Origin of the sequence: Rhizobacter sp. Root1238 (genome assembly GCF_001425825.1) — a bacterium.
GTDB lineage: Bacteria > Pseudomonadota > Gammaproteobacteria > Burkholderiales > Burkholderiaceae_C > Rhizobacter.
This window is the reverse complement of the sequence record NZ_LMDM01000050.1, coordinates 56,328-81,258: the sequence shown is the minus strand read 5'-3', so window position 1 is coordinate 81,258 and position 24,931 is coordinate 56,328. Positions and strand designations below refer to the sequence as shown.

Here is a 24,931-nt window from a genome sequence, read left to right as displayed (position 1 = left end):
AAGCGCACGCGGATCAGTCGCTGGGGAGAAAGTCCGAACCCAGATCGGCGAGAACACTCGCGCCGGTGCCGGGGAACATGGGAACAGTCAAAGCGACGGCATCGCCGCCAACCATTCCCTGGCGAGCCCCCTGTCGGGCAGCGTCGCTTCGGATTTCGATCAGGCCGCACCGTGGTTGGAAACCACCGTGGGAAGACTCGATGAGGTCAGAGGGGATGAACGAAACGCCCCGGCGGTGTCGTAAGGACAAAACTGGGGCGAAGCGCGGATTGTAGGGGGGCTCGGGTTTCCCCGCAAGCGGCAATGCCCTTCGGCCTTCGGAGGGCTCTGCAGCGGGGCCTACTTCGCCAGGAAGTGCTCGCGGTAGTAGGCCAGCTCGTCGATCGATTCGTGGATGTCGGCCAGCGCGGTGTGCGCCTGCGCCTTCTTGAAGCCGGCGAGGATCTCCGGCTTCCAGCGCTTGGCCAGCTCCTTCAGCGTGCTGACGTCGAGGTTGCGGTAGTGGAAGAAGGCCTCCAGCTTCGGCATCGTGCGCGCGAGGAAGCGGCGGTCCTGGCAGATGCTGTTGCCGCACATCGGCGAGGTGCTCTTGCCGACGTAGCGCTTCAGGAAATCGATCACCTGCGCCTCGGCCGAGGCCTCGTCGATGGTCGACGCCTTCACGCGGTCGATCAGGCCGCTGCGGCCGTGCGTGCCCTTGTTCCAGGCGTCCATCGCATCGAGCGCCGCGTCGCTCTGGTGGATCGCGAACACCGGGCCTTCGACGCGCTGCGTCAGCTGGGCATCGGTGACGACGACCGCGATCTCGATGATGCGGTCGGTGTCCGGGTACAGCCCGGTCATCTCGAGGTCGATCCAGACCAGGTTCTGGTCGCTCTGCTGCAGCGGGCTTGCGATGTCGCTCATGGGTTTTCTCCTTGCAGGCATTCTCGCCGACCCGCGCCCTACACTTGCAGCCCATGCAAGCCTTTCACCTGACCCTGCTGTTCGCCGTCGCACTGCTCGCCTCGCTGGGCCTGCGCCTGTGGCTGTCGACGCGCCAGATGCGCCATGTCGCGGCCCACCGCGGCGCCGTGCCGGCCGCCTTCGTCGGCAAGGTGTCGCTGGAGGCGCACCAGAAGGCCGCCGACTACACGCTCGCGAAGGGCCGCTTCGGGCTGGTGTCGATGGCCTTCGGCACCGTCGTGCTGCTCGGCTGGACGCTGCTCGGCGGGCTCGACGCATTGAACGACGTGCTGCGCGACGCCATCGCGCCGCGCTTCGGCGGGCTCGCGTACCAGCTGGCGCTGGTGCTGGCGTTCTCGGTGATCGGCGCGGTGCTCGAGCTGCCGTTCGAGCTGTATGCCACCTTCCGCCTCGAGGCGCGCTTCGGCTTCAACCGCATGACCTGGCAGCTGTTCGTGCGCGACCTGGTCACCAACACGCTGGTCGGCATCGTGCTCGGCCTGCCGATCGTCGCGCTGATCCTGTGGCTGATGGGCGCGGCCGGCGCGTACTGGTGGTTCTGGGCCTGGCTCGCGTGGACGGCCTTCGGCCTGTTCGTCCAGGTGGTGTACCCGCTGGTCGTGATGCCGCTGTACAACAAGTTCGAGCCGCTGCCCGACGGCACGCTGAAGGAGCAGGCGCTCGCGCTGATGGCGCGCTGCGGCTTCACCGCCCAGGGCTTCTACGTGATGGACGGCAGCAAGCGCTCGGCGCACGCGAACGCGATGTTCACCGGCCTCGGCAAATCCAAGCGCGTGATCTTCTACGACACGCTGATCAACAAGCTGAGCCCGCCCGAGATGGAAGCGGTGCTGGCGCACGAGCTCGGCCACTTCAAGCTGCGCCACCTGCTGAAGCGCAGCCTGACGATGACGGTGCTGAGCCTGCTCGCCTTCGCGCTGCTGGGTTGGCTGTCGAACCAGGCCTGGTTCTTCGTCGGGCTGGGCGTGCAGCCGTCGCTCGCGGCACCGAACGATGCGCTGGCGCTGATCCTGCTGCTGCTCGCGATGCCGGTGTTCGGCGTGTTCGCCGGGCCGCTGGCGGCGCGCGTCTCCCGCAAGCACGAGTTCGAGGCCGATGCCTACGCCTGCTCGCAGGCGAACGGCCAAGACCTTGCTGCGGCCCTGCTGAAGCTGCATGAGGACAATTCCACGACGCTGACGCCGGACCCGGTGTACGCGAGCTTCTATTACTCCCATCCGCCGGCCACCGAGCGCCTGGCGGCCCTTCACACGCAAACGAGCTGAACCATGAGCAACCTGCTGCACCTGAAATGCAAGGCGCTGGAAGGCGCCGACGCGATGGGCCCGAACGAAATCCACAGCCACCTGGCGCAGGTCAGCGGCTGGCACCTGAACAACGGCGCCATCGAGAAGACCTTCAGCTTCAAGAACTACCACGAGACGATCGCGTTCGTGAACGCGCTGGCGTGGATCGCGCACGCCGAGGACCACCACCCCGAGCTGGCCGTCAGCTACGACCGCTGCGTCGCGCGCTTCAACACGCACTCGGTCGGCGGCATCTCGCAGAACGACTTCATCTGCGCGGCCAAGGCGGACGCGCTCGTCGCCTTCCTCGCTTGAGCCTCGCGGTCGCGCTCGACAGCGGGCTGGTGGTCGCGGGCCACGGACGGCACTACATCGTCGAGACGTCCGACGGCAAGCGCATCGTCTGCCACCCGCGGGGCAAGAAGAGCGCCTGCGTGGTCGGCGACCGCGTGCGCTGGCAGGTCACCGGCGACGAAGGCGTGATCGAGCAGGTCGAGCCGCGGCGCAACCTGCTGTTCCGCCAGGACGAATGGAAGACCAAGTCGTTCGCCGCCAACCTCGACCAGCTGCTGGTGCTGGTGGCGGCCGACCCGGTGTTCAGCGAATCGCAGCTCGCGCGCGCGCTGATCGCGGCCGAGAGCGCGGGCATCCCGACGCGCATCATCCTGAACAAGGCCGACCTGCCGCAGATCGCCGCAGCGCGCGAGCGCCTGAAGCCCTACAGCGCGATGGGCGCCGACGTGATCGAGCTGGCGCTGAAGACGCGGCCGCAGGAGGCACGCGACCGCCTCGGCCCGCTGCTCGCCGGGCGCGCGACGCTGGTGCTGGGGCCGAGCGGCACCGGCAAGAGCACGCTGATCAACCTGCTGGCGCCCGATGCGCGCGCGCAGGTGGGCGACATCTCGGTGGCGCTGAATTCAGGCCGCCACACGACGACCTCGACGCAGTGGTACTGGCTCGATGCCGAACGCACGACGGGGCTGATCGACTCGCCGGGGTTCCAGGAATTCGGCCTGCGGCAGATCGAGGCGGCGCAGCTGGCGATGCTGATGCCGGACATCCGCGCCGCGGCCACCGACTGCAAGTTCTACAACTGCACCCACCAGCACGAGCCCGGCTGCGGTGTGCTGGCCGCGCTGGCGCGGGGCGAGATCAGCGAGTCGCGGCACCGCATCTATGGCGAGATCCGCGACGAGCTGAGCCGGCAGCGCTTTTGAGCGCTTGCTGATCAGCCGATCAGGTTGGCCAGCGACAACAGCGCCAGCAGCAGCATCCACAGCACCACCGAGCGCCACACCAGCCCGACGATGCTGCGCAGGTGGCCGACCTGCGGCGGCGCCCCCGGCGTCGAGCCTTCGGCATTCGACAGCTCGTCCGGCGCGCCGCTGTCGAAGGTCTTCGAGCGGTCGGGCGTCACGCCCGGCGCGGCGCTGCCGCCGAGCTGCACCCCCACCGCTCCCGCGGCCGCCGACAGGATGATTCCTTCGTTGGCATGCTTCCACAGCCCGGCATCGCGGCGCCAGCACGACACCGCCTCCTCGAAGTTGCCGACCACCGCGAAACCGAAGGCGGTCATCCGCGCCGGCAGGTGGTCGATCAGCCCGAACAGGCGCTGCGACAGCGCCAGCAGCCGCTCGTTGACCGGGGCGCCGACGGTGCGGCTCTTGAAGGCCCAGTAGCGGCTGGCGAACTCGGCCATGCGGTAGAACACCGCGCCGGCCGGCCCGAGGCCGAGCGACGACAGCACGACGAACCAGAAGAAGACGCCGAACACATGGCGGTGCGCGGCCAGCAGCGAATGCTCGATCACGTGGCGCAGCAGCTCGGCGCGCGGCAGCTCGCTGGCGTCGAGGTGGCGCCATTCGGCCAGCAGCCGGCGCGCGGTGAGCTCGTCGCCGCGCTCGAGCGCATCGCGGATGTCAGTGAAGTAGTGGCTGAACTGGCGGAAGCCCATCGTCAGGTACAGCACGACGACGTTCCAGGCCAGCGCCGCGACCAGGCTGAAGTGCACGACGACGGCGAACACCCCCCAGGCCAGCAGCGCCGGCACCAGCGTCGTCACGCACCAGACGACCCACGCGTGGTGGTCCTGCCCGGCATCGAAGTTGCGGCCGGTCCAGCGCATCCAGCCGGTCAGGCCGTCGTGCACGAAGTTCCGGCGCGGCAGCGGCTTCAGTTGCTCGATCAGCAGCGCGAACAGGACGGCGAAGAAACTCATGGCCCGCGATGATAGCGGCGAGGCATCATGCGGCGAGGAATCGGTACAGGTTGCGCAGCATCGCCGCGGTCGCGCCCCAGATGAAGTACTGGCGCGGCCGGCCATCGGCGGCGACGCCGGTCCACGGCATCGACAGGAATTCGCGCTTCACGCCACCGACCTCGACGCTGTGCCGGCGGTGGTTGGCCGGGCTCATCAGGAACGCGAGCGGGACCTCGAACACCTCGGCCACCTCGAACGGATCGGCCTGCATCGTGAAGCCGTCGCGCAGCAGGCCCACCACCGGCGTCACGATGAAGCCGGTGCCGGTGGTGTAGAGGGGCAGGCTGCCGAGCACGTCGACATACTCGCGCGCAAGGCCGATTTCTTCGGTCGCCTCGCGCAGCGCGGTGTCGACGGCGTCGGCGTCGTAGCTTTCGGCACGGCCGCCGGGGAAACTGATCTGGCCGGGATGGTCGGTCAAGTGGTCGGTGCGCTGGGTCAGCACGACGCACAGGACCTCGCGCTGCACCAGCGGCACCAGCACCGACGCATGTGCCGGCGCGCGGGTACCGAAGGCGCGCTCGGCGGAAACCTCGGGCGACCACGCCGGCGGCGCGAGGAAGCGGCGGCGCAAGGCCTCGGGCGAGAGCTGCGGCAGCGCAACGGCGGGAAGGTGGTCGTCGATGCCCTCGACGGGCAGTTCCAGCGGGTTGAAGCTCAGCGGCATGGAGCGATTGGACAAGAAAAAAGCCGCCTCGTGTGAGGCGGCTTTTTTGCCGGGGTGCCGGCCAGCTTTTGCGCTGCGCGCGAAAGTTGGACTGACCCCGTCAGCCAGCTTTTGCGCTGCGCGCGAAAGTTGGACTGACCCCGTCAGCCAGCTTTTGCGCTGCGCGCGAAAGCTCGCTTTGCCGCTTCGCGGCAGACCGACTGCGTCGGCCCTGACTTCGTCAGGCGAGCTTTTCCTTGATCCGGGCCGACTTGCCCGAACGGTCGCGCAGGTAGTACAGCTTGGCGCGGCGCACATCGCCGCGGCGCTTGACTTCGATCGTCGCGATCAGCGGGCTGTACAGCTGGAACGTACGCTCCACACCTTCGCCGCTCGAGATCTTGCGCACGATGAAGCTGGAGTTCAGGCCGCGGTTGCGCTTGGCAATCACGACGCCTTCGTAGGCCTGCAGCCGCTTGCGCGTGCCTTCGACGACGTTGACGCTGACGATCACCGTGTCGCCGGGAGCGAAGGGGGGAATGGTCTTGTTGAGGCGAGCAATTTCTTCTTGCTCGAGGGTCTGGATCAGATCCATGGGGTTCTCCTGTGATCTTGCCGGCGCGGTTTGCAGATTTGTGTGGCCGCTCAAGAAGAAGGCGACCACGCCCGGTAGAGGATCGAAAAGCCTGCGATTATAGCCCGAGGCCGCCGAGGAACTTCTCGTCGAGTTTGCTGAGTTCGCCACGCTCGCGGGCGGCAGCGATCAATTCGGGGCGGCGCCGGGCGGTGATCTCGAGCGAACGGTCGCGCCGCCAGCGGGCGATCTCGGCATGGTGCCCCGACAGCAGCACCGGCGGCACCGCGTCCGGGCCGTCCGCCGCGTCGAGAACTTCGGGCCGGCTGTAGTGCGGGCAGTCGAGCAGGCCGTCGGAGAAGCTGTCCTGCTGGTGCGATTGCGCATCGCCCAGCACGCCGTCCTGCAACCGGGCGACGCCGTCGAGCAGCGCCAGCGCCGGCAGTTCGCCGCCGGACAGCACGAAATCGCCCAGGCTCAGCTCCAACGTGACGTGGCGGTCGATGAAGCGCTGGTCGATGCCCTCGTAGCGGCCGCACAGCAGCACCGCGCCGGGGCCGGCCGCGAACTCGCGCATCACGGCCTGGTCGATGCGACGCCCGGTCGGTGTGAAATGCACGACCGGCACCGCGGCGCCATCGCCCCGCTCGCTGCGGATGGTGGCGAGCGCACGCTCCAGCGGCTCGACCAGCATCACCATGCCGGGTCCGCCGCCATACGGGCGGTCATCGACACGGCGGTAGTTGTCGTCGGCGAAATCTCGCAGCGGCCACAGCCGCACGTCGACCTGTGCCGATTCGAACGCGCGGCGCGTCACACCCACGGTGAGGTGGGGCGAGAACAACTCCGGGAACAGCGTGACGACGTCGAAGCGCATCGCGCGGGATCAGTAGTCGAGGCCCCAGTCGACGGTGATGCGGCGCTGGTCCATGCTGACATCGTCGACGTAGGCGCCGACGAACGGGATCAGCCGCTCCTCGGCCGGCGTCGCGGCGGCGAGCCGCAGCACGCTGTGCGGGCCGGTGTCGATCAGGCCGGCGACCGTGCCGAGGGTCTGGCCCTCGCGGTTCACGACCGTCATGCCGATCAGGTCGACCCAGTAGTACTCGTCCTTCGCGGCGGTCGGGAAGCTCGCGCGGCTGACGAACAGGCGCGCACCGCGCAAGGCCTCGGCCCCGTTGCGGTCACCGACGTCCTGCACCTGGGCGACGACGCCGTCGCCGTGCTCCTTGACCTGCACGACCTTCAGCAAGGACGGAAAGGCGGCTGCGGCAGTCGCCGGCAGCTTGATGCCCTGAGGCTCCGGCGGTTTCACGAACCACCGGCGCGAAGAAAACAGAGCCTGGGGATCGGAGGCGAAAGGCTGGACGCGAACCCAGCCTTTCACACCCCAGGCATCGAGGATCCTGCCGATCTCCACCGCATCCTCGGGCCAGGCGGGATCTGTCATCCCGGCAGGCACCGGCGCGGCGGTCGTCGACACGTCCTCAAGCCCGGCTTCAGGCCGCGGCAGCGGCGACCGGGGTCGCGGCCTTGGCCTGGGCGACCAGGCGTTCGACCGTCGGCGACAGCTGGGCGCCGACCGAAGCCCAGTGCTCGATGCGGTCGAATGCCACGCGCAGCGGCTGTTCGCCACCGGACGCCACCGGGTTGTAGAAGCCGACGCGTTCGATGAAGCGGCCGTCACGGCGGACGCGCGAATCAGCGACGACGATGTTGTAGAACGGACGCTTCTTGGCGCCACCACGTGCGAGTCGAATCACGACCATGTTGTTTCCTTGAGATTGTCGAAAACATCCACCGCACCAGGAGACACTCAGGGCAAGCAGATCGGGGGCCGGTGCCGTAGATACGCCGACCCTCCGGGTCGACCGTCACCGAAACCCGACATTATAAACTCCTCCGACCAACTCGCCACCCGCCATGTCCGAGAGCCCCATCACGATCCGCGCCAGCACGGCTGCCGACCTTCCCGCCATCACCGCCGTCTATGGCTGGAATGTCCTGCACGGCACCGGCACCTTCGAGCTTGAGGCGCCGGACCTCGCCGAGATGACCCGCCGGCGCGACGACGTGCTGTCCAAGGGCCTGCCCTGGCTGGTGGCCGAACGCGGCGGCGACGTGCTCGGCTATGCCTACGCGAATCACTTCCGGCCGCGCCGCGCCTACCGCTTCTGCCTCGAAGACTCGATCTACCTGTCGGACGCGGCCCGCGGACAAGGCGCCGGCAAGGCGCTGCTGGCCGCGTTGATGGCGCAGTGCGAGGCATTGGGCGCACGCCAGATGCTCGCGGTGATCGGCGATTCGGCCAACGCCGGCTCGATCGGCGTGCACCGCAGCCTCGGCTTCGAGCACACCGGGCTGATGAAGTCCGCCGGCTGGAAGTTCGATCGCTGGCTCGACGTGGTGCTGATGCAGCGGGCCCTCGGCAGCGGCGACGCCGTGCCGCCGGCGGCGGGCCAATGAGCATGGCGAAGTCGAAGACGCTCGCGACCTGGATCGCGCTGGTCGGCGGCAGCCTCGGGCTGCACCGCTTCTACCTGCACGGCCCGCGCGACGTGTGGGGCTGGCTGTGGCCGGTGCCGACGCTGATCGGCGCCTATGGCGTGCTGCGGGTGATCCGCATCGGCCAGGACGACCCGCTGTCGTGGGCGCTGATCCCGCTGCTGGGCATCGCGGTCGCCGCGGCGATGCTGGCCGCCATCGTCTACGGGCTGATGCCCGACGAGAAATGGAGCCTGCGCTTCAACGCCGGCGAGCCGGTCGCGCCGGCCGGCTGGGCGGCGGTGATCGGCGTCGTGATCGCGCTGCTGCTGGGCGCCACCGTGCTGATGGCGACGATCGCCTTCGGCGGCCAGCGCTACTTCGAGTACCAGGTCGAGGAAGCCCGGAAGATCAGCCAGTGAGTCGAACCGTCACGGGAACATCGTGAAGCTCGCCCAGTAGGCGATCGCCGCGACGAACGCGGCCGCCGGGATCGTGAAGACCCAGGCCCACACGATGTTGCCGGCCACGCCCCAGCGCACCGCCGAGGCGCGCCGCACCGAGCCGACGCCGACGATCGCGCCGGTGATGGTGTGCGTGGTCGACACCGGGATGCCGAGCGCGGTCGCGAGGAACAGCGTCATCGCGCCGCCGGTCTCGGCGCAGAAGCCGCCGACCGGCTTCAGCTTCGTGATCTTCTGGCCCATCGTCAGCACGATGCGCCAGCCGCCGAACATCGTGCCCAGGCCGATCGCCAGGTAGCAGCTGCCGATGACCCAGCCGGGCGGCGCCTTCGAGTCGGCCGCCGCATAACCGGTGGCGATCAGCAGCATCCAGATGATGCCGATGGTCTTCTGCGCGTCGTTGCCGCCGTGGCCCAGGCTGTACAGGCCGGCCGACAGCAGCTGCAGCCGGCGGAACCAGTTGTCGACCCGCAGCGGCGAGCTGCGCCGGCAGATCCAGGCCACCGCCACCATCGCCAGCGAGCCGAGCAGGAAGCCGAGTGCCGGCGAGATGAAGATGAAGGCGACGATCCACAGCAGGCCGCCGCCGACCAGCACGCCGACGCCGGCCTTCGCGATCGCCGCGCCGCAGATGCCGCCGATCAGTGCGTGCGACGAGCTCGACGGGATGCCGTACCACCAGGTCACGACGTTCCAGACGATCGCGCCGATCAGCGCGCCGAACACCACGTGGTGGTCGACGACGCCCGGCACGATGATGCCCTTGCCGACGGTGGCCGCCACCGTGAGGTTGTGGAACACCGAGATCGCCAGCACGTTGAAGAAAGCCGCGAACACGACCGCCTGCTGCGGCTTCAGCACGCCGGTGGACACCACGGTGGCGATGGAGTTCGCCGCGTCGTGGAAGCCGTTCATGAAATCGAAGACGATGGCCAGCGCGACCAGCAGCGCCACCACCCAGAAGGCGACCTGGACCGATTGCATCCGCAGCCCCGGCCGGTCAGGAGTTCTCGAGGACCACGCCCTCGATCAGGTTGGCGACGTCCTCGCAACGGTCGGAGATCGATTCGAGCTGCTCGTAGATGGCCTTCAGCTTGATCAGCTCGCGCACGTCCTTCTCTTCGCGGAACAGCTTGGACATCGCGGCGCGCATCACCCGGTCGGCGTCGGATTCGAGCTTGTCGATCTCCTCGCAGGTCTTGATCGCGGCCTCGCTCGCGTCGTGCTGGTTCAGCCGGGGCAGCAGCGACACCGCGTGCTGCACGCGCTCGCAGCACTTGGCGCTCAGGTCGCCCAGGCGCAGCACCTCTTCGGTCATCGCGCGCACGTCGTACAGCTGCATGGTCTCGGTGGCGTCCTGCAGCAGGTCGACGATGTCGTCCATCGCGTTGATCAGCCCGTGGATCTGCTCGCGGTCGATCGGCGTGATGAAGGTCTTGTGCAGCAGCCGGTTGACCTCGGCGGTGATGCGGTCGGCGGCGCGCTCGGCGGCCACCACCTCGTTCGCATGCTTCTCGCGCAGGTTGAGGTCGCCGTAGTTCTCGATCATCAGGATGAAGGCGCGCGCGCCTTCGACGATGAACGCAGCGTGCTGGTTGAACAGTTCAAAGAAATTGCCTTCACGCGGCAACAGCTTGCCAAACAGCATCGGGGGTCTCCTGGGGATCGGCCGCGCCGCCATCGCGCTGTCGCCAATTTTTCACACGGCGCAGTGTAGCCGGGCGGTTCACGTCAACCGGGGCTGCGCCCAGGGGTCGAAGAACTCGCGCGGGCCGCGGAAGCCGCCGAGCCGGTCGAGCAACGCGTGCCAGTCGGCATCGCGCTCGATCGGGTTGAAGTGCTCGGTGTTGATGGCCAGCACCGGCGCCGCGTCGAAGCCCTCGAAATAGCCGGCGTAGGCGTCGGCGAGGCGCTGCAGGTAGTCGGCGCCGATGCGCTGCTCCATCGCGATCGCGCGGCGCTGGATGCGCTGCAGCAGCGTCGCGGTCGGCGCCTGCAGCCAGATCACCAGGTCGGGCTGCGGCACCTGCGACGCGACCTGGCTATACATCTGGCTGTACAGCCCGTATTCCTCGTCGCTCAGGTTCAGCCTCGCGAAGATCGCATCCTTCGCGAACACGAAATCGCTGACGACGGCCTGCGAGAACATGCCTGGCTGCGCCAGCGAGCGCACCTGGCGCAGCCGCTGGAACAGGAAGAACACCTGCGTCTGGAACGCATAGCCGGGCTGGTCGGCGTAGAAGCGCTCGAGGAACGGGTTCTCGCCGGCCTGCTCCATCATCGACTCCGCACCGAGATGGGCCGCCAGCCGGCGCGCGAGCGAACTCTTGCCGACGCCGATCGGCCCTTCGATCGCGATGTGGCGGAAGCGCTCCAGCCCCGTGACCACGGCAGCGCTCACGACCGGAAGATGAAGAACACCGCGCCGACCAGGCACAGTCCGGCCCACACGTAGTCGAGCTTGAACGGCTGGCCCATGTAGATCATCGCGAACGGCACGAACACGCCCAGCGTGATGACCTCCTGCGTGATCTTCAGCTGTGCGAGCGAGAAGCCGCCGGCATAGCCGATGCGGTTGGCCGGCACCTGCAGCAGGTACTCGAACAGCGCGATGCCCCAGCTGATCAACGCGGCGACGAACCACGGCTTGTCGGCCAGGCTCTTCAGGTGGCCGTACCACGCGACCGTCATGAAGACGTTCGACGCGATCAGCAGCAGGACGGTCTGCACCGAGACGGGGATGGCATTCATGGGTCGATCCGGGAGAGGGGTTGGGAGTCGAGTCCGGCCAGCAGCGCCGCGACACCGCCGCGGCCGGGCAACTGCAGGTCGGGGGCCAGGTCGGCCAGCGGCGCGAGCACGAAGGCCCGCAGGTGCATGCGCGGGTGCGGCACGATCAGCGTGGGCTCGTCGATCGCCTGGTCGCCATACAGCAGCAGGTCGAGGTCGAGCGTGCGCGGCGCGTTGCGGTACGGCCGCTCGCGGCCATGGGCGGCCTCGACGGCCTGCAGGCCGGCCAGCAGCGCCAGCGGCGCCAGCGTGGTGCGCAGTCGCGCGACGGCGTTGACGAAGTCGGGGCCTTGCGCATCGACCGGCTTGCTGCGGTACAGCGGCGAGGCCTGCAGTGCCTCGACGCCGGGCAATGCGGCCACGTCGTCGAGCGCGCGGATCAGCGTTGCGCGGGCATCACCCAGGTTCGCGCCCAGGCCGATGAAGGCCCATTCGGCGTGGGCCTCATTCGCCGGCATCGCCACCGGCGGCAGGAGCGCCACCGCTGTCACCGCCACCCGGCTTGCGACGGCGACGGCGGCGCTTGCGGGCCGGTTCGGCCGACAGGTCGCCGTCCACCGCGTCGGTCGCATCGTCCGCCTCGGCGGCGTCACCTGCCTTCGCCGGCGCCGGGTCGCGCGTCGCGGCCGCTGCGCGCGGGCCCGACGAACGCCGCGGGGCCTCGCGAGGACCATCGCGCGACCCGTCGCGCTTGCCCTGCATCAGCCGGTGCCGCTCGTCCGGATCGGCCAGCGAGAAGTCTTCCCACCAGCGCGCCAGCTCGGCGTCGATCTCGCCGGCATCGGCGCGCAGCCGCAGGAAGTCGAACGCGGCGCGGAAGCGCGGCTGCTCGACCAGCGTGAACGGCCCGTTGCCGGTGCGGCGCTCGAAGCGCGGCTGCATCAGCCAGATCTCGCGCATGTCGCCGGCCAGCTTGCCGCGGCCGGAGATGTCGCCGATGCGCGCATCGAACACCGCATCGATCGCCTGCTGCAGCGCCGGGAACGGCGCCTCGCCGCCCTTCTTCAGGCGCAGCCAGCGGTCGAGCACCTCGTGCCACAGCATGCAGGCCAGCATGAAGCTCGGCGCCACCGGCTTGCTTTCGGCGACGCGGCGGTCGGTGTCGGCCAGCGCGAGCTGCACGAACTTCTGGCGTGCCGGGTGCTTCTGCGCATCGTCGAGCATCACGTCGAGGATCGGGAACAGCCCGCGCGCCGCGCCGGCCAGGCCCTGCTTGTGCAGCTCTTCGATGCTGGCCAGCGCATGGCCGGTCTGCAGCAGCTTGATCATCTCATCGAAGGTGCGCGAGGCCGGCACGCTGTCGAGCAGCGCGGCCAGTTCGCGGATCGGCGCGCGCGTCTTCGGGTCGATCGTGAAGCCGAGCTTGGCCGCGAAGCGCACGACGCGGATGATGCGCACCGGGTCTTCGCGGTAGCGGGTGACCGGGTCGCCGATGATGCGCAGCACCTTCTTCTTCGCGTCCTTGATGCCGCCGTGGTAGTCGACGACGATCTGGCGCTGCGGGTCGTAGTACATCGCATTGACCGTGAAGTCGCGGCGCGCCGCATCTTCGATCTGCGGGCCCCAGACGTTGTCGCGCAGCACGCGGCCGCTCGCATCGACCGCATGGGTCTTGCCGGCCAGCTCGCTCTTCGAGGTCTTCTCGTTGCCGCTGACCTGCTCGGAGGCCGCGGCGTCCATCATCGCGCGGAAGGTCGAGACCTCGATCACCTCGTGCTCGCGCCCGCGGCCGAACACCACGTGCACGATGCGAAAGCGCCGGCCGATGATGAAGGCGCGCCGGAACAGGCCCTTGACCTGCTCGGGCGTCGCGTTGGTGGCGACGTCGAAATCCTTCGGCCGCAGCCCGACCAGCAGGTCGCGCACCGCGCCGCCGACGATGTAGGCCTCGTAGCCGGCATCGGCCAGGGTCTGCACGACGCGGACCGCGTTCTCGTCAACCAGCGCCGGGTCGATGCCGTGCTCGCTGGCCGGGACTTCGACCCGCTTGCCCTTGGGCACCGCGATCGGGGTGCTGGTCTTGCCCAGCAGCTTGTCAATGAACTTCTTGATCATTGGGTGAATAGTTGTAGTACACGCCAGCCTCGCTCACGCGCCAGGGATTCCAGCGTCGGCGAGGGGTTGGTTGCCACCGGATCGGTGGCGCATTCCAGCAGCGGCAGGTCGTTCGGCGAATCGCTGTAGACGCTGATGCGTTCGAAATCCTGCAGCCGGTGCCCCAGGCCTGCCAGCCATTCGCGGGTGCGGGTTGTCTTGCCGTCTCGAAACGAAGGTGTTCCGTGGATCCGGCCCGTGATGTTACCCGCCGGGCCGCGCTCCAGCTCCACCGCGAGCAGGTGGGGCACGTCGAAGGCCCGGGCGATCGGCGCCGTGACGAACTCGTTGGTCGCGGTGACGATGGCCACCAGGTCGCCGCGCGCCTGGTGGTCGCGCACCAGCGCGACCGCGGCCGGCAGCATCGCCGGCACGATCACCTCGCGCATGAAGCCGGCCTGCGCAGCGGCCAGTTCGGCGGCCGCACGGCCGCGCCAGGCGCGGGTCGCGAACTCGATGTACTCGTGGATGTCGAGCGTGCCGGCCTGGTACTGCACGTAGAAGGCGTCGTTGGCGCGGCGGAATTCGTCGGTCTCGACCCAGCCGAGGCGAAGCATGTGCTCGCCCCAGGCGTGGTCGGAATCCAGCGGGATCAGCGTGTGGTCGAGGTCGAACAGGCAGAGGTTCATGTCGGCGCGCCCTCCTCGCTGAGCATCTGCTTCAGCAGCGGCACCGTGATGGCTCGCTTGTGCGCGAGCGCGAATTCGTCGAGGCGGTCGAGCAGCTTCATCAGGTGCTTCAGGTCGCGCGAGAAGCGCGTCAGCAGGTAGTCCATCACGTCGTCGGACAGGAAGATGCCGCGCCGGTCGGCCTCGCGGCGCAGCGCGGCGCGGGCTTCGGCCTCGCCGAGCGGCTCGATCGCGAAGATGTGGCCCCAGCCGAGCCGGGTGCGCAGGTCTTCGCGCAGCGGCAGGTCGATCGGCGGCACGCGGGCGGCGGCGGCCACCGGGATGCCGTGCGTCGTGGCCTGCACGAACAGCGCGAAGGCGGCGTGCTGGCCGGCCTCGTCGAGTGCATCGCAGTCGTCCAGCACGATCAGCATGTCGCCCTCGTCGAATGACCATGGCAGGTCGTCGCCGGCGGTGAACCAGCTGACGCGGCCGCCCTGCTGCTGCACCGAGCTTGCGAGCGCGCGCAGCAGGTGCGTCTTGCCGGCGCCCGAAGGCCCCCACAGCAGCACCGGCGCGGCCTGGCGCGTCAGGCCGCGCAGGTGGGCCAGCGCCAGCGCATTGCCGGCGCCGACGAAGGTCTCGAAGGTGTGCGCCGGGTCGCTGGCAATCAACAGGGGCAGTTGGCGCATGGCCCGGTCACCCGCGGAACAGCTTGCTGTCGAGGTAGGCGAGGCGCACGCGCCCGGCCGCCACCGCCATCACCGCGCTGAGCGGCAGCGCGATCAGCACGCCGACGAATCCGAACAGCTGGCCGAACGCCAGCAGCGCGAAGATCACCGTCAGCGGGCTCAGCCCGATGCGCTCGCCGACCAGGCGCGGCGTCAGGTACACGCTCTCGAGCACCTGCCCGGCACCGTAGACCACCGCGACCGCGATCAGCCCGTAGGCGCTCGCGAACTGCAGCGTGCCGGCCAGCAGCGCCAGCACCAGCCCGAGCCCGAAGCCGAGGTAGGGAATGAAGACCGCCAGCCCGGTGAACACGCCGACCGGCACCGCCAGGTCGAAGCCGAACAGCGCCAGGCCGACGCTGTAGCAGACCGCCAGGATGCCCATCACCAGCAACTGGCCGCGCAGGTACTGGCCGAGCACCGCATCGCATTCGGCCATGAAGCTGCGCACGCCCGGCTGCAGGCGCGGCGGGATCAAGGTCTCCAGGCGGTTCACCTGGTGCGGCCAGTCCATCAGCAGGTAGAACAGCACGACCGGGATCAGCACCGCATTCCCGACGATCGCCAGCAGGAAGCTGCCGCCGATGCGCGCCGAGCTGAGCACGGTGCCCATCCACTCCTCCATGTTGTCGCCCAGGCGCTGGACGACGAATTCCTTGATGCTTGCGGTGTCGAGCTGCGCGTGGATGCCCAGCTGCGCGAGCCACGGCGTGGCCCACAGGCTGAAGCGATCGATCAGCAGCGGCACCTGCTGGCGCAGCAGCGGCAGCTCCTTCGACAGGATCGGCACGATCAGCAGCAGCACCGTCAGCACCAGCAGCAGGGCCAGCACCTCGACGCCCAGCACCGCCAGCACGCGCGGCACGCCGCGCGCGGCCAGGCGCTCGACCGGCGGGTGCAGCGCATAGGCCAGCACCGCGCCGACGATGAACGGCGTCAGCACCGGCGCCAGCAGCCACACCAGCACCAGCAGCACCAGGGCGATGGCCAGCCACGAAAGGGATTGACGCTGCGCGGGAGAGAGTTGCATCGACGGGGTCGGTGATGCCGGCGTGCTCAGTTTTGAAAGCGAGACCCAGGGTGGGCGGTGCCGGCAGGAAGCGGCAAATTCTAAGGGCCGGTGGCGCCGGGCCGGAAAACGGCTGAAACCGGTGTCAGCACCGCTTCAATGCAAGCGCCGCGGTCCGGCACTGCGCAGCCGGGCAACGCGGGCGCGGATCGCCGACTGGTCTTCGGCGGCCCGGGCGTGGGCCAGGTACATGTCCAGGTCGTGCAGCGCCTCGCCGGTCATGCCGAGCTCGGCGTAGGCCAGGCCGCGGTCGCGCCGCTCTTCCCAGGCATCGGGCAGCAGCACCACCAGCCGGTTCAGCACCTGCACCAGGCGCGGCCAGTCTTCGCCGGTGAGGTGGATTTCCTTCAGGTTGCGCAGGATGCGGGCGAGCACGTCGCGCGCCGGCGCGGCCTGCAGCAACAGCCCGAGCGGCACGTCGAAATCGCCCACCAGGCCGTGGCTCTGGCGGTACGGCAGCAGCAGCTCGTCGAGATCGTCGCGCGACAGCGAATGGCCGGTGAACGGATCGATCACGACCTCGCCCTGCGGCATGTGCAGCTTGACGAGGAAGTGCCCGGGGAACGAGACGCCGCGCGCCTGCAGCCCGATCTGCGTGGCCAGCTCGATGTACAGCACCGCCAGCGTGATCGGGATGCCGCGCCGCGTGCGCAGCACCGTGCCCAGGTGGCTGTTGCCGGGGTCGTAGTAGTCGTTGACGTTGCCGGCGAAGCCGAGGTCGTTGAAGAAGAAGTGGTTCAGCCGGCGCAGCCGCTGCAGCGGCACCGCATCGGCCGGGACGCGCTGCTTCAGGCGCAGCGCCAGCTGGTCGATCTCGGCCAGCACCGCCTGGGCATCGAGCCCGGGATCGTCGTCCTGCCCGATCGCGACGGCAGCTTCAGTCAGCGACAGGCTGGCGTCATCGGCCACCAGCGACGCGAAATACTCCAGGGCGGTGGGCGCTTCGAACTGCAACGGACGGGCCATCGGGGAAGTTTAGCGGGCCGAGGGTGGTCACCCTAGCCGCGCCGGGCAAATTGCCTGAGGTTCAGCCCGGTGGCAAACAGCGTGCCGAAGTAAACGACCGCCGCGCCGCCCAGGCAGGCGGCCAGCCACACCACCCGCGCGCCGTCCTGCTGGCCGAGCGCGATCCAGTCGAGCTTCAGCGACACGAAGCCGAGCAGGCCGCCGAGCAGCGTGGTCGCCAGCAGCACCCGCCAGGTGAAGGCGGCCCAGCCGGGCGACGGCGTGTAGCTGCCGGCGCGGCGCAGGCCGACGAACAGCCAGCCGGCATTGACCAGCGCGCCCAGGCCGATCGACAGCGCGAGGCCCGCATGGCCCAGCTGCGGCACGAACAGCAGATTCATCAGCTGCGTCAGCACCAGCACGACCACCGCGATCTTCACCGGCGTGCGGATGTCCTGCCGGGCGTAGAAGCCGGGCGCCAGGATCTTCACGCCGATCAGCCCCATCAGGCCGACGCCGTAGCCGCGCAGCGCGAGCACGGTCTGCGCGACGTCCTCGGCGCGGAAGGCCCCGCGGTGGTAGAGCGACGCGACCAGCGGCGTCGTGAACACCAGCAGCGCCACCGCGCACGGCAGCGCCAGCAGCAGCACCAGCCGCAGGCCCCAGTCGAGCAGGCCGGAATAGGCCTCGGCATCGGCGCGCGCCTGGGCGGACGACAGCTGCGGGATCAGCACCACGCCGAGCGCGACGCCGAGCAGCGCGGTCGGGAACTCCATCAGCCGGTCGGCATAGGTCAGCCACGACACCGCGCCGACCCCGACGTGCGACGCGATCTGCGTGTTGATCAGCAGCGACAGCTGCGCCACCGACACGCCCAGCAGCGCCGGCGCCATCTGGCGCAGCACGCGGTGCACGCCGGGGTGGTGCCAGGCCGCGGCGATGCGCGCCGGCGTCATGCCGATGCGCGGCAGCTGGCCGATGCGCGCGAGCGCCGGCAGCTGCACCGCGAGCTGCAGCACGCCGCCGACCATCACGCCGACGGCCATCGCGTAGATCGGCTCGATCCCCCAGCGCCGGAACACCGGCGCCAGGCCCCAGCCGGCGCCGATCACGGCCAGGTTCAGCAGCACCGGCGACGCGGCGGGCACCGCGAACTGCTTCCAGGTGTTGAGCACGCCGGCCGCCAGCGCGACCAGCGAGATGAAGCCGATGTAGGGGAACATCCAGCGCGTCATCACGACCGCGCCGTCGAACTGCGCGAGGCCGGAGGCCATCAGCCAGACGATCACCGGGGCAGCCACCATGCCGACCACGCAGGTGACGAGCAGCGCCCAGAACAGCACGGTGGCGACGGCATTGACCAGCAGGTGCGTGACCTCGTCGCCCTCGCGGGTGCGGGTCTCGCCGAGGATCGGGACGAAGGCCTGCGCGAAGGCGCCTTCGGCGAACAGCCGGCGCAGCATGTTGGGGATGCGGAACGCGGCCTGGAAGGCGTCGGTCCACGCGCCGGCGCCGAACATCGCGGCCACCATCAGCTCGCGGCCCAGCCCGGTGATGCGCGACGCCAGGGTCAGCAGGGAGACGACGGAGGCAGCACGCAGCAGGTTCATGGGGCGGGGGCAGGAAGGCGGGCGGATTATAGGTAGCGCATGCTCACGTCCGGCTGCCGCGTTTGCCGTGACTGGATTGTGAATGCTATACTCGCGGTCTTTGCCCCACCTGGATTCAGCTAAACATGGCTACCTCCTCCAAAGTCAAGAAGACGGTCCGCATCGCGTCGGGCCGCAAGCGCGTGCGTCAAGACGTGAAGCTCAACGCCGCCAACACCGCGCTGCGTTCGAAGTTCCGCACCGTCGTCAAGAACGTTCAAAAGGCCGTTGTCGCCGGCGACAAGGCCAAGGCTGCCGAAATCTTCAAGACCGCCCAGGGCGTGATCGATTCCGTGGCCGACAAGGGCCTGTTCCACAAGAACAAGGCCGCTCGCCACAAGAGCCGCCTGTCGGCCAAGATCAAGGCTCTCGCGGCCTGATCGAAAAGATTCCAGGTGGTAAGTGAAAAGGCCCGCTCAGCGGGCCTTTTTCATTGGGCGCCCGGATCGCGGGGTTGGATGGGAAGAGGGATCAGGCGGCCTGCTGGGCCGGCGGCGGCACCGGCGCCAGCTGCCCGTTCGGCAGCAGGCAGGCTTCGACGACCTGCAGGTCGTTGTCGCGCGCGAAGTTCATCACGAAGTCCCAGGCCATCGGCTCCAGCGCCTTCAGCTCCTCGCTGACGATCACGCACTTCACGCCGTTGATCACGCGCGGCACGCAGTACGGCGAATAGCCGATGAACGACCCGATGCCGCCCGCCGAACCGCCCGGCCGGAAGCTCGACATCGCCCCCGCCAGCCGCTCCGCCCAATCGCTGGGGCGGAAGGTCTTGCCATCCTTGGTGAGGCCTTGGATGAACACTTCGCGGGGCAAGGGTGAGGTCATGCGTGCTGCGGGCGTGGGTCGAACGGAGGGCGGGTCGGCCGGCGGCTATTGTGCCGCGAATATGCTGCGCCGCAGCAGATTGCCAGGGCCCCGAAGGGTTGGCGCCTGTGCCTTTATCGGCGCGTCAGACCCGACCCTTAGAATCCAAGGCCCCAGGCGGCGCCCGGCTGCCCTGTATTTCGCACTTCCGCGCACTTCGCGCGCCTACGGAGCCTTGCCGCAATGAATGCGACCACCACCCCCGCCGTCCAGCCGATGCCCCACGTGATGCCGACCTATGGTCGCCTGCCGTTCGCGCTGTCGCATGGCCGAGGCTGCTGGGTGTGGGACACCGACGGCAAGAAATACCTCGACGGCCTGGGCGGCATCGCCGTCAACACCGTCGGCCATGCGCACCCGAAGCTGGTCGCCGCGCTGCAGGACCAGGTCGGCAAGCTGATCCACAGCTCCAACTACTACCAGGTGCCGCTGCAGGAACAGCTCGCCGCGAAGCTGACCGAGGTGTCCGGCCTCACCAACGCCTTCTTCTGCAGCACCGGCCTCGAGGCCAACGAAGGCGCGCTGAAGATCGCCCGCAAGTTCGGCCACGACAAGGGCATCGAGCGCCCGGAGATCATCGTCTACGAGAAGGCCTTCCACGGCCGCTCGATCGCGACGCTCTCGGCCACCGGCAACACCAAGGTGCAGGCCGGCTTCGGCCCGCTGGTCGAAGGCTTCGTGCGTGTGCCGCTGAATGACCTGGCCGCGGTGCGCCAGGTGGCGGCCGAGAACCCGAACGTGGTCGCGGTGTTCCTGGAGGTGATCCAGGGCGAAGGCGGCATCAACGTCTCCACCATCGACTACCTGCAGGGCATCCGCAAGATCTGCGACGAGCGCGGCTGGCTGCTGATGCTCGACGAGGTGCAATGCGGCCTCGGCCGCACCGGCAAATGGTTCGCGCACCAGTGGGCTGGCATCAAGCCGGACGTGATGCCGCTGGCCAAGGGCCTGGGCTCCGGCGTGCCGGTCGGCGCGATCGTCTGCGGCCCGAAGGCGGCCAACGTGTTCGGCCCCGGCAACCACGGCAGCACCTTCGGCGGCAACCCGCTCGCGATGCGCGCCGGCGTCGAGACGCTGCGCATCATGGAAGAAGAGAAGCTGCTCGAGAACGCCGCCACCGTCGGCGCCGCGCTGAAGGCCGGCATCGAGAGAGAGCTGTCGGGCGTGCCGGGCTTCGTCGAGGTGCGCGGCCAGGGCCTGATGCTCGGCATCGAGCTCGACCGCCCGTGCGGCGTGCTGCTGAACCGCGCGGCCGAGGCCGGCCTGCTGCTGAGCGTCACCGCCGACCGCGTGATCCGGCTCGTGCCGTCGCTGATCCTCACCGCCGACGAAGCGGCGCAGATCGTGGCCATCCTGTGCCCGCTGGTCAAGCGCTTCCTGTCCGAAACCCCAGCCAAGCCATGAAGCCCGGCATGAGCCTCATCAAGCACTACCTGCAGTTCAAGGACTTCCGGGCCGAGGAATACGCCTACCTGTTCGAGCGCTCGGCCATCATCAAGAAGCGCTTCAAGAACTACGAGAAGTACACGCCGCTGGTCGACCGCACGCTGGCGATGATCTTCGAGAAGGCCTCCACCCGCACCCGCGTCAGCTTCGAGGCCGGCATGTACCAGATGGGCGGCTCGGTGGTGAACCTGACCACCGGCGACAGCCAGCTGGGCCGCGCCGAACCGATCGAAGACAGCGCGCGCGTGATCAGCCGCATGGTCGACGTGGTGATGATCCGCACCTACGAGCAGACCAAGCTCGAGGCCTTCGCGGCGAACTCGCGCGTGCCGGTGATCAACGGGCTGACCAACGAATACCACCCGTGCCAGATCCTGGCCGACATCTTCACCTTCATCGAACACCGCGGCAGCATCGCGGGCAAGGTGGTCGCGTGGGTCGGCGACGGCAACAACATGGCCAGCACCTGGCTGCAGGCGGCGAGCATCCTCGGCTTCACGCTGCACGTCAGCACGCCGTCGGGCTACGAGGTCGACGCGAAGGCGGCCGGCGTCAGCGACACCGGCTGCATCAAGGTCTTCAAGGACCCGCTCGAAGCCTGCGCCGGCGCGCACCTGGTGACCACCGACGTGTGGACCAGCATGGGCTACGAGGCCGAGAACGAGGCCCGCATGAAGGCCTTCGCCGACTGGTGCGTCGACCGCGAGATGATGGCCGCGGCGCAGCCCGACGCCCTCTTCATGCACTGCCTGCCGGCGCACCGCGGCGAGGAGGTCGAGGCCGACGTGATCGACGGCCCGCAATCCGTCGTCTGGGACGAGGCCGAGAACCGCATGCACGTCCAGAAGGCCTTGATGGAATACCTGCTGCTGGGCCGCATCGGTTGAATCCGGTCGATCCGTGGCGCGAGACCGCATGAAGCTTGCCCTCGTCACCGACCTGCATGCCAACCGCGAGGCCGTCGAGGCCGTGCTCGCGCATGCGCAGTCGCAGGGCGTGCAGCAGCACGTGTTCCTCGGCGACTACGTCGGCTACGGCGCCGAGCCGCGCTGGGTGGTCGACTGCGTGCAGGCCCATGTGGCCGGCGGCGCGATCGCGGTGCTGGGCAACCACGATGCGGCCGCGGTGGAGGGCCCTCAGTCGACCATGGTGCCCGACGCGCGCGACGCCGCGGCGTGGACGCACGAGCGCCTGACGCCGGCGCAGCTCGACTTCCTGTCGAAGCTGCCGCTGACCGCGCGCGACGCCGACCGCCTCTACGTGCATGCCAACGCCCACGCGCCGGCCGCCTGGGGCTACGTCACCGGCCGGCTCGACGCGGTGCGCAGCCTGCACGCCACCGATGCGCGCATCACCTTCTGCGGCCACGTGCACGAGCCGCTGCTGTTCCACCTGTCGGGCACCGGCAAGGTCGGCGATTTCACGCCGGTGCCGGGCGTGCCGATCCCGCTGTCGCCGCAGCGCCAGTGGCTGGTGATCCCCGGCTCGACCGGCCAGCCGCGCGACGGCAATCCGGCGGCCGCCTACGCGACCTTCGACACCGTCAGCGGCGACCTCACCTACCACCGCGTGCCCTACGACCACGAGGCCGCGAGCGCCAAGGTGCTGGCCGCCGGCCTGCCCGCACGCCTGGCGCAGCGCCTGATCGATGGACACTGAGGCCGGGCCGGCGAAGTCCCCGTGGCGCCTGGCCGCCGGCCAGGTCATCGACGGCTTCCGGCTCGATGCCCACCTGCACCAGGGCGGCATGGCCAACCTGTGGGCGGTGACGCGGCTCGACAGCGACGACCCGATGCCGCTGATCATGAAGGTGCCGCGCATCAAGGGCGGCGAGGACCCGACCAGCATCGTCGGCTTCGAGGTCGAGCAGATGATCCTGCCGTCGATCAGCGGCCTGCATGTGCCGAAGTTCATCGCGAAAGGCGACTTCACCGGGCAGCCGTTCATCGTGATGGAGCGGCTGTCGGGCGACTCGCTGCGCAAGCGCTTCGACGACGCGCCGTTGCCGATCGACGAGGTGGTGCGCTGCGGCGCGCTGATCGCGACGGCGCTGCACGACCTGCACCGCCAGCACGTGGTGCACCTCGACGTGAAGCCGAGCAACATCATGTTCCGCAAGGCACCGGACGGTTCGCGCAGCGATGCGGTGCTGGTCGACTTCGGCCTGTCGCGCCACGACTTCCTGCCCGACCTGCTCGACGAGGAATTCGAGCTGCCGATGGGCACCGGCCCGTACATGTCGCCGGAGCAGGTGCAGTTCATCCGCAACGACCCGCGCAGCGACCTGTTCGCGCTTGGCGTGCTGCTGTACCACCTGCTGACCGGCGAGCGCCCGTTCGGCGCGCCGACCAGCGTGCGCGGGCTGAGGCAACGGCTCTACCAGGACCCGCTGCCGCCGCTCGCGTGGCGGCCCGACTGCCCGCCGTGGCTGCAGGAGCTGGTGCTGCGCTGCCTGGAGGTGCAGCCCGACAAGCGGCACCAGAGCGCGGCGCAGCTCGCGTTCGAGCTGCAGAACCCGGAGCAGGTGGTGCTGACCGAGCGAGCGACGCGGCGTGCACGCAGCGGCCGCGTGCAGACGCTGCGGCGCTGGTTCGCAGCACTCGGTGCCGAGCCGGCCGAGCGTGGCAATGCGGCCGGGCAGGCGGCGCGCAGCCCGATCCTGCTGGCGGCGGTCGACGTCGCCAACGCCGACCCGGCGCTGCTCGAAGCCGTGCGCGACACCGTGCAGCGGCTGCTGCACACCGAGCCCGGCGCGCGCCTCGCGTGCCTGGCGGTGCTGAAGATCAACCGCATCGGCATGGACGAGCTGCTCGACAAGGACGGCGGCAGCAAGCACGTCGGCCTGCTGGTGCAGCTGAAGCACTGGGCGCGCCCACTGCTGCAGGACCTGGAGGCCACGCGCCCCGAGCAGGCCGGGCGCGTGACCTTCCACGTGCTCGAGGCGCCCGATGCGGCGACCGCGATCGTCGACTACGCGCGCAAGAACCAGGTCGACCACATCGTGATGGGCGCGCGCAGCAGCGGCGGGCTGCGACGCTACCTGGGCAGCGTGTCGGCCGAGGTGGTCGCGCAGTCGGACTGCACGGTGACGGTGGTGCGCAGCTTGCTTCGCCCCGGGGCATGAGCCACCCGCCGCCCGATCCCCGCTTCGGCCCGCTGCGCACGCACGGCCGCTTCGACTACTCGCCGATCACGCAGCGCCCGGATTTCCGCTGGCCCAACGGGCAGCGGCTGGCGGTGTACCTCGGCTTCAACCTCGAGGATTTCGCGTTCGGCGAAGGGCTGGGCGCGTCGCTCGGGCCGGCGTCGCCGCACCCGGACGTGCTCAACCACAGCTGGCGCGAATACGGCAACCGCGTCGGCGCGTGGCGCTGCCTGGAGCTGTTCGACCAGATCGCGATGCCGGCCGGCGTGATCCTGAACACCGCGCTGTACGAATTGAGCGCGCCGCTGGTCGATGCCTTCGTGCAGCGCGGCGACGAGATGATCGCGCACGGCCACACCAATTCGGTCCGGCAGGGATCGTTGCCCGAGGCCGACGAGCGCGCGCTGATCGAGCACTGCCGCGACACGATGACGCGCCGCCATGCGCTCGCGCCGCGCGGCTGGCTGTCGCCGTGGATCTCGGAAAGCCACGTCACGCCCGACCTGCTGGCCGAGGCCGGCTTCCACTACACGCTGAACTGGTGCCACGACGACCAGCCGGTGCGCATGCGCACCCGCGGCGGCGGCTCGCTGTGGGCGGTGCCCTACCCGCAGGAGCTGAACGACATCCCGATGATCATCGCGCGGCAGATGGACGCGAAGGACTTCGCGCAGATGATCGTCGACCAGTTCGACGAGATGCTGGAGCAGTCGCAGCGCCAGCCGCTGGTGATGGGCATCGCGCTGCATCCGTACATCGTCGGGCAGCCGTACCGGCTGCGCCACCTGCGGCGCGCGCTGCAGCACGTGATGGACCACCACCGCGAGATCTGGGTCACGACGCCGGGGGCGATCGTGTCGGCGATGGAGGAGATGGCGCGATAAATGGATTTCGCGCCACTTCAGATGGC

30 protein-coding genes are annotated in these 24,931 nt (G+C 69.2%); 11 read left to right on the top strand and 19 right to left on the bottom strand.

Annotated elements, in window-relative coordinates; all coding sequences use genetic code 11:
• Positions 1–339: 339 nt before the first annotated feature.
• The gene (gene orn, locus ASC98_RS28690) at positions 340–906 is read right to left on the bottom strand and encodes an oligoribonuclease (protein ID WP_056805695.1); all 567 of its coding nucleotides are present in this window, start codon (positions 904–906) and stop codon (positions 340–342) included.
• 53 nt (positions 907–959) lie between these two features.
• Here orn and ASC98_RS28685 point away from each other — a divergent pair, with 53 nt between their 5' ends.
• The 3 genes from ASC98_RS28685 to rsgA are packed head-to-tail and all read left to right on the top strand — an operon-like array spanning position 960 to position 3,469.
• Positions 960–2,231 (top strand): M48 family metallopeptidase, encoded by a 1,272-nt coding sequence (locus ASC98_RS28685; RefSeq protein WP_056805692.1) that lies wholly within the window; start codon positions 960–962, stop codon positions 2,229–2,231.
• Positions 2,232–2,234: 3 nt separating this feature from the next.
• On the top strand, positions 2,235–2,567 hold the full coding sequence (locus ASC98_RS28680) for a 4a-hydroxytetrahydrobiopterin dehydratase (RefSeq protein WP_056805688.1): 333 nt from the start codon (positions 2,235–2,237) through the stop codon (positions 2,565–2,567).
• On the top strand, positions 2,564–3,469 hold the full coding sequence (gene rsgA, locus ASC98_RS28675; RefSeq protein ID WP_056805686.1) for a ribosome small subunit-dependent GTPase A: 906 nt from the start codon (positions 2,564–2,566) through the stop codon (positions 3,467–3,469). Before ASC98_RS28680 ends, rsgA begins: the two co-directional genes overlap by 4 nt.
• 11 nt (positions 3,470–3,480) lie before the next feature.
• Here the strand turns inward: rsgA and ASC98_RS28670 are convergent, their stop codons facing one another.
• The 6 genes from ASC98_RS28670 to rpsP all read right to left on the bottom strand — a co-directional run bounded on the left by ASC98_RS28670 (position 3,481) and on the right by rpsP (position 7,501).
• Positions 3,481–4,470, bottom strand: coding sequence for a CobD/CbiB family protein (locus ASC98_RS28670; protein WP_056805683.1), 990 nt, complete (start codon positions 4,468–4,470; stop codon positions 3,481–3,483).
• Between the two features lie 25 nt (positions 4,471–4,495).
• The gene (locus ASC98_RS28665) at positions 4,496–5,179 is read right to left on the bottom strand and encodes a CoA pyrophosphatase (RefSeq protein ID WP_157598100.1); all 684 of its coding nucleotides are present in this window, start codon (positions 5,177–5,179) and stop codon (positions 4,496–4,498) included.
• A gap of 220 nt (positions 5,180–5,399) precedes the next feature.
• Positions 5,400–5,753 (bottom strand): 50S ribosomal protein L19, encoded by a 354-nt coding sequence (gene rplS / locus ASC98_RS28660; protein ID WP_047584729.1) that lies wholly within the window; start codon positions 5,751–5,753, stop codon positions 5,400–5,402.
• A gap of 97 nt (positions 5,754–5,850) precedes the next feature.
• Positions 5,851–6,609 (bottom strand): tRNA (guanosine(37)-N1)-methyltransferase TrmD, encoded by a 759-nt coding sequence (trmD, locus tag ASC98_RS28655; protein ID WP_056805676.1) that lies wholly within the window; start codon positions 6,607–6,609, stop codon positions 5,851–5,853.
• Positions 6,610–6,618: 9 nt separating this feature from the next.
• A complete protein-coding gene (gene rimM, locus ASC98_RS28650; protein ID WP_200953075.1) occupies positions 6,619–7,182 on the bottom strand; it encodes a ribosome maturation factor RimM in 564 nt (187 codons plus the stop codon).
• A 49-nt stretch (positions 7,183–7,231) separates the two neighbouring features.
• Positions 7,232–7,501, bottom strand: a complete 270-nt coding sequence (gene rpsP, locus ASC98_RS28645) for a 30S ribosomal protein S16 (protein WP_056805674.1) — start codon at positions 7,499–7,501, stop codon at positions 7,232–7,234.
• Between the two features lie 154 nt (positions 7,502–7,655).
• On the opposite strand from rpsP, the gene ASC98_RS28640 reads away from it, so the two are divergent.
• Positions 7,656–8,198 carry a GNAT family N-acetyltransferase gene (locus ASC98_RS28640; protein ID WP_056805671.1) on the top strand — a complete coding sequence of 181 codons (543 nt, stop codon included), beginning with the start codon at positions 7,656–7,658 and terminating at the stop codon, positions 8,196–8,198.
• The gene (locus ASC98_RS28635) at positions 8,195–8,638 is read left to right on the top strand and encodes an NINE protein (RefSeq protein WP_056805668.1); all 444 of its coding nucleotides are present in this window, start codon (positions 8,195–8,197) and stop codon (positions 8,636–8,638) included. Before ASC98_RS28640 ends, ASC98_RS28635 begins: the two co-directional genes overlap by 4 nt.
• 9 nt (positions 8,639–8,647) lie before the next feature.
• Here the strand turns inward: ASC98_RS28635 and ASC98_RS28630 are convergent, their stop codons facing one another.
• The 11 genes from ASC98_RS28630 to murJ all read right to left on the bottom strand — a co-directional run bounded on the left by ASC98_RS28630 (position 8,648) and on the right by murJ (position 18,527).
• Positions 8,648–9,664, bottom strand: coding sequence for an inorganic phosphate transporter (locus ASC98_RS28630; protein WP_056805666.1), 1,017 nt, complete (start codon positions 9,662–9,664; stop codon positions 8,648–8,650).
• Between the two features lie 16 nt (positions 9,665–9,680).
• Positions 9,681–10,328: a DUF47 domain-containing protein gene (locus ASC98_RS28625; protein WP_056805661.1), complete on the bottom strand. Its 648-nt coding sequence runs from the start codon at positions 10,326–10,328 to the stop codon at positions 9,681–9,683.
• Between the two features lie 78 nt (positions 10,329–10,406).
• A complete protein-coding gene (locus ASC98_RS28620) occupies positions 10,407–11,081 on the bottom strand; it encodes a deoxynucleoside kinase (protein WP_235581435.1) in 675 nt (224 codons plus the stop codon).
• Positions 11,078–11,431, bottom strand: coding sequence for a DMT family protein (locus ASC98_RS28615; protein WP_056805658.1), 354 nt, complete (start codon positions 11,429–11,431; stop codon positions 11,078–11,080). The genes ASC98_RS28620 and ASC98_RS28615 overlap by 4 nt, the downstream gene beginning before the upstream one ends.
• The gene (gene folK / locus ASC98_RS28610; protein WP_056805956.1) at positions 11,428–11,928 is read right to left on the bottom strand and encodes a 2-amino-4-hydroxy-6-hydroxymethyldihydropteridine diphosphokinase; all 501 of its coding nucleotides are present in this window, start codon (positions 11,926–11,928) and stop codon (positions 11,428–11,430) included. Before folK ends, ASC98_RS28615 begins: the two co-directional genes overlap by 4 nt.
• Positions 11,915–13,525 (bottom strand): polynucleotide adenylyltransferase PcnB, encoded by a 1,611-nt coding sequence (gene pcnB, locus ASC98_RS28605; RefSeq protein WP_056805655.1) that lies wholly within the window; start codon positions 13,523–13,525, stop codon positions 11,915–11,917. Before pcnB ends, folK begins: the two co-directional genes overlap by 14 nt.
• Complete coding sequence (locus tag ASC98_RS28600) at positions 13,522–14,193, bottom strand: HAD family phosphatase (RefSeq protein ID WP_056805652.1); 672 nt, start codon at positions 14,191–14,193, stop codon at positions 13,522–13,524. Before ASC98_RS28600 ends, pcnB begins: the two co-directional genes overlap by 4 nt.
• The gene (hda, locus tag ASC98_RS28595) at positions 14,190–14,864 is read right to left on the bottom strand and encodes a DnaA regulatory inactivator Hda (RefSeq protein WP_056805649.1); all 675 of its coding nucleotides are present in this window, start codon (positions 14,862–14,864) and stop codon (positions 14,190–14,192) included. The genes ASC98_RS28600 and hda overlap by 4 nt, the downstream gene beginning before the upstream one ends.
• Before the next feature lie 7 nt (positions 14,865–14,871).
• A complete protein-coding gene (locus ASC98_RS28590) occupies positions 14,872–15,933 on the bottom strand; it encodes an AI-2E family transporter (RefSeq protein ID WP_056805647.1) in 1,062 nt (353 codons plus the stop codon).
• A gap of 135 nt (positions 15,934–16,068) precedes the next feature.
• Positions 16,069–16,938, bottom strand: coding sequence for a SirB1 family protein (locus ASC98_RS28585; protein WP_056820614.1), 870 nt, complete (start codon positions 16,936–16,938; stop codon positions 16,069–16,071).
• Between the two features lie 32 nt (positions 16,939–16,970).
• Positions 16,971–18,527, bottom strand: a complete 1,557-nt coding sequence (murJ, locus tag ASC98_RS28580; RefSeq protein ID WP_056820611.1) for a murein biosynthesis integral membrane protein MurJ — start codon at positions 18,525–18,527, stop codon at positions 16,971–16,973.
• A gap of 125 nt (positions 18,528–18,652) precedes the next feature.
• On the opposite strand from murJ, the gene rpsT reads away from it, so the two are divergent.
• Positions 18,653–18,946, top strand: a complete 294-nt coding sequence (gene rpsT / locus ASC98_RS28575; protein ID WP_047500675.1) for a 30S ribosomal protein S20 — start codon at positions 18,653–18,655, stop codon at positions 18,944–18,946.
• Between the two features lie 91 nt (positions 18,947–19,037).
• Here the strand turns inward: rpsT and ASC98_RS28570 are convergent, their stop codons facing one another.
• Entirely contained in the window at positions 19,038–19,391 is a 354-nt protein-coding gene (locus ASC98_RS28570; RefSeq protein WP_056805635.1) for a DUF3579 domain-containing protein, read from the bottom strand.
• 222 nt (positions 19,392–19,613) lie between these two features.
• Between ASC98_RS28570 and ASC98_RS28565 the strand changes: the two genes are divergently transcribed.
• Genes ASC98_RS28565 through ASC98_RS28545 form a run of 5 tightly spaced genes read left to right on the top strand, consistent with a single transcriptional unit; the run spans position 19,614 to position 24,905 of the window.
• A complete protein-coding gene (locus ASC98_RS28565; protein ID WP_056805632.1) occupies positions 19,614–20,834 on the top strand; it encodes an aspartate aminotransferase family protein in 1,221 nt (406 codons plus the stop codon).
• Positions 20,831–21,763: an ornithine carbamoyltransferase gene (argF, locus tag ASC98_RS28560; protein ID WP_056805629.1), complete on the top strand. Its 933-nt coding sequence runs from the start codon at positions 20,831–20,833 to the stop codon at positions 21,761–21,763. Before ASC98_RS28565 ends, argF begins: the two co-directional genes overlap by 4 nt.
• A gap of 28 nt (positions 21,764–21,791) precedes the next feature.
• On the top strand, positions 21,792–22,535 hold the full coding sequence (locus tag ASC98_RS28555; protein WP_056805625.1) for a metallophosphoesterase: 744 nt from the start codon (positions 21,792–21,794) through the stop codon (positions 22,533–22,535).
• Positions 22,525–24,000 (top strand): bifunctional serine/threonine-protein kinase/universal stress protein, encoded by a 1,476-nt coding sequence (locus ASC98_RS28550; protein WP_056805621.1) that lies wholly within the window; start codon positions 22,525–22,527, stop codon positions 23,998–24,000. The genes ASC98_RS28555 and ASC98_RS28550 overlap by 11 nt, the downstream gene beginning before the upstream one ends.
• Positions 23,997–24,905: a polysaccharide deacetylase family protein gene (locus ASC98_RS28545; protein ID WP_056805619.1), complete on the top strand. Its 909-nt coding sequence runs from the start codon at positions 23,997–23,999 to the stop codon at positions 24,903–24,905. The genes ASC98_RS28550 and ASC98_RS28545 overlap by 4 nt, the downstream gene beginning before the upstream one ends.
• The last annotated feature ends 26 nt before the right edge of the window (positions 24,906–24,931 follow it).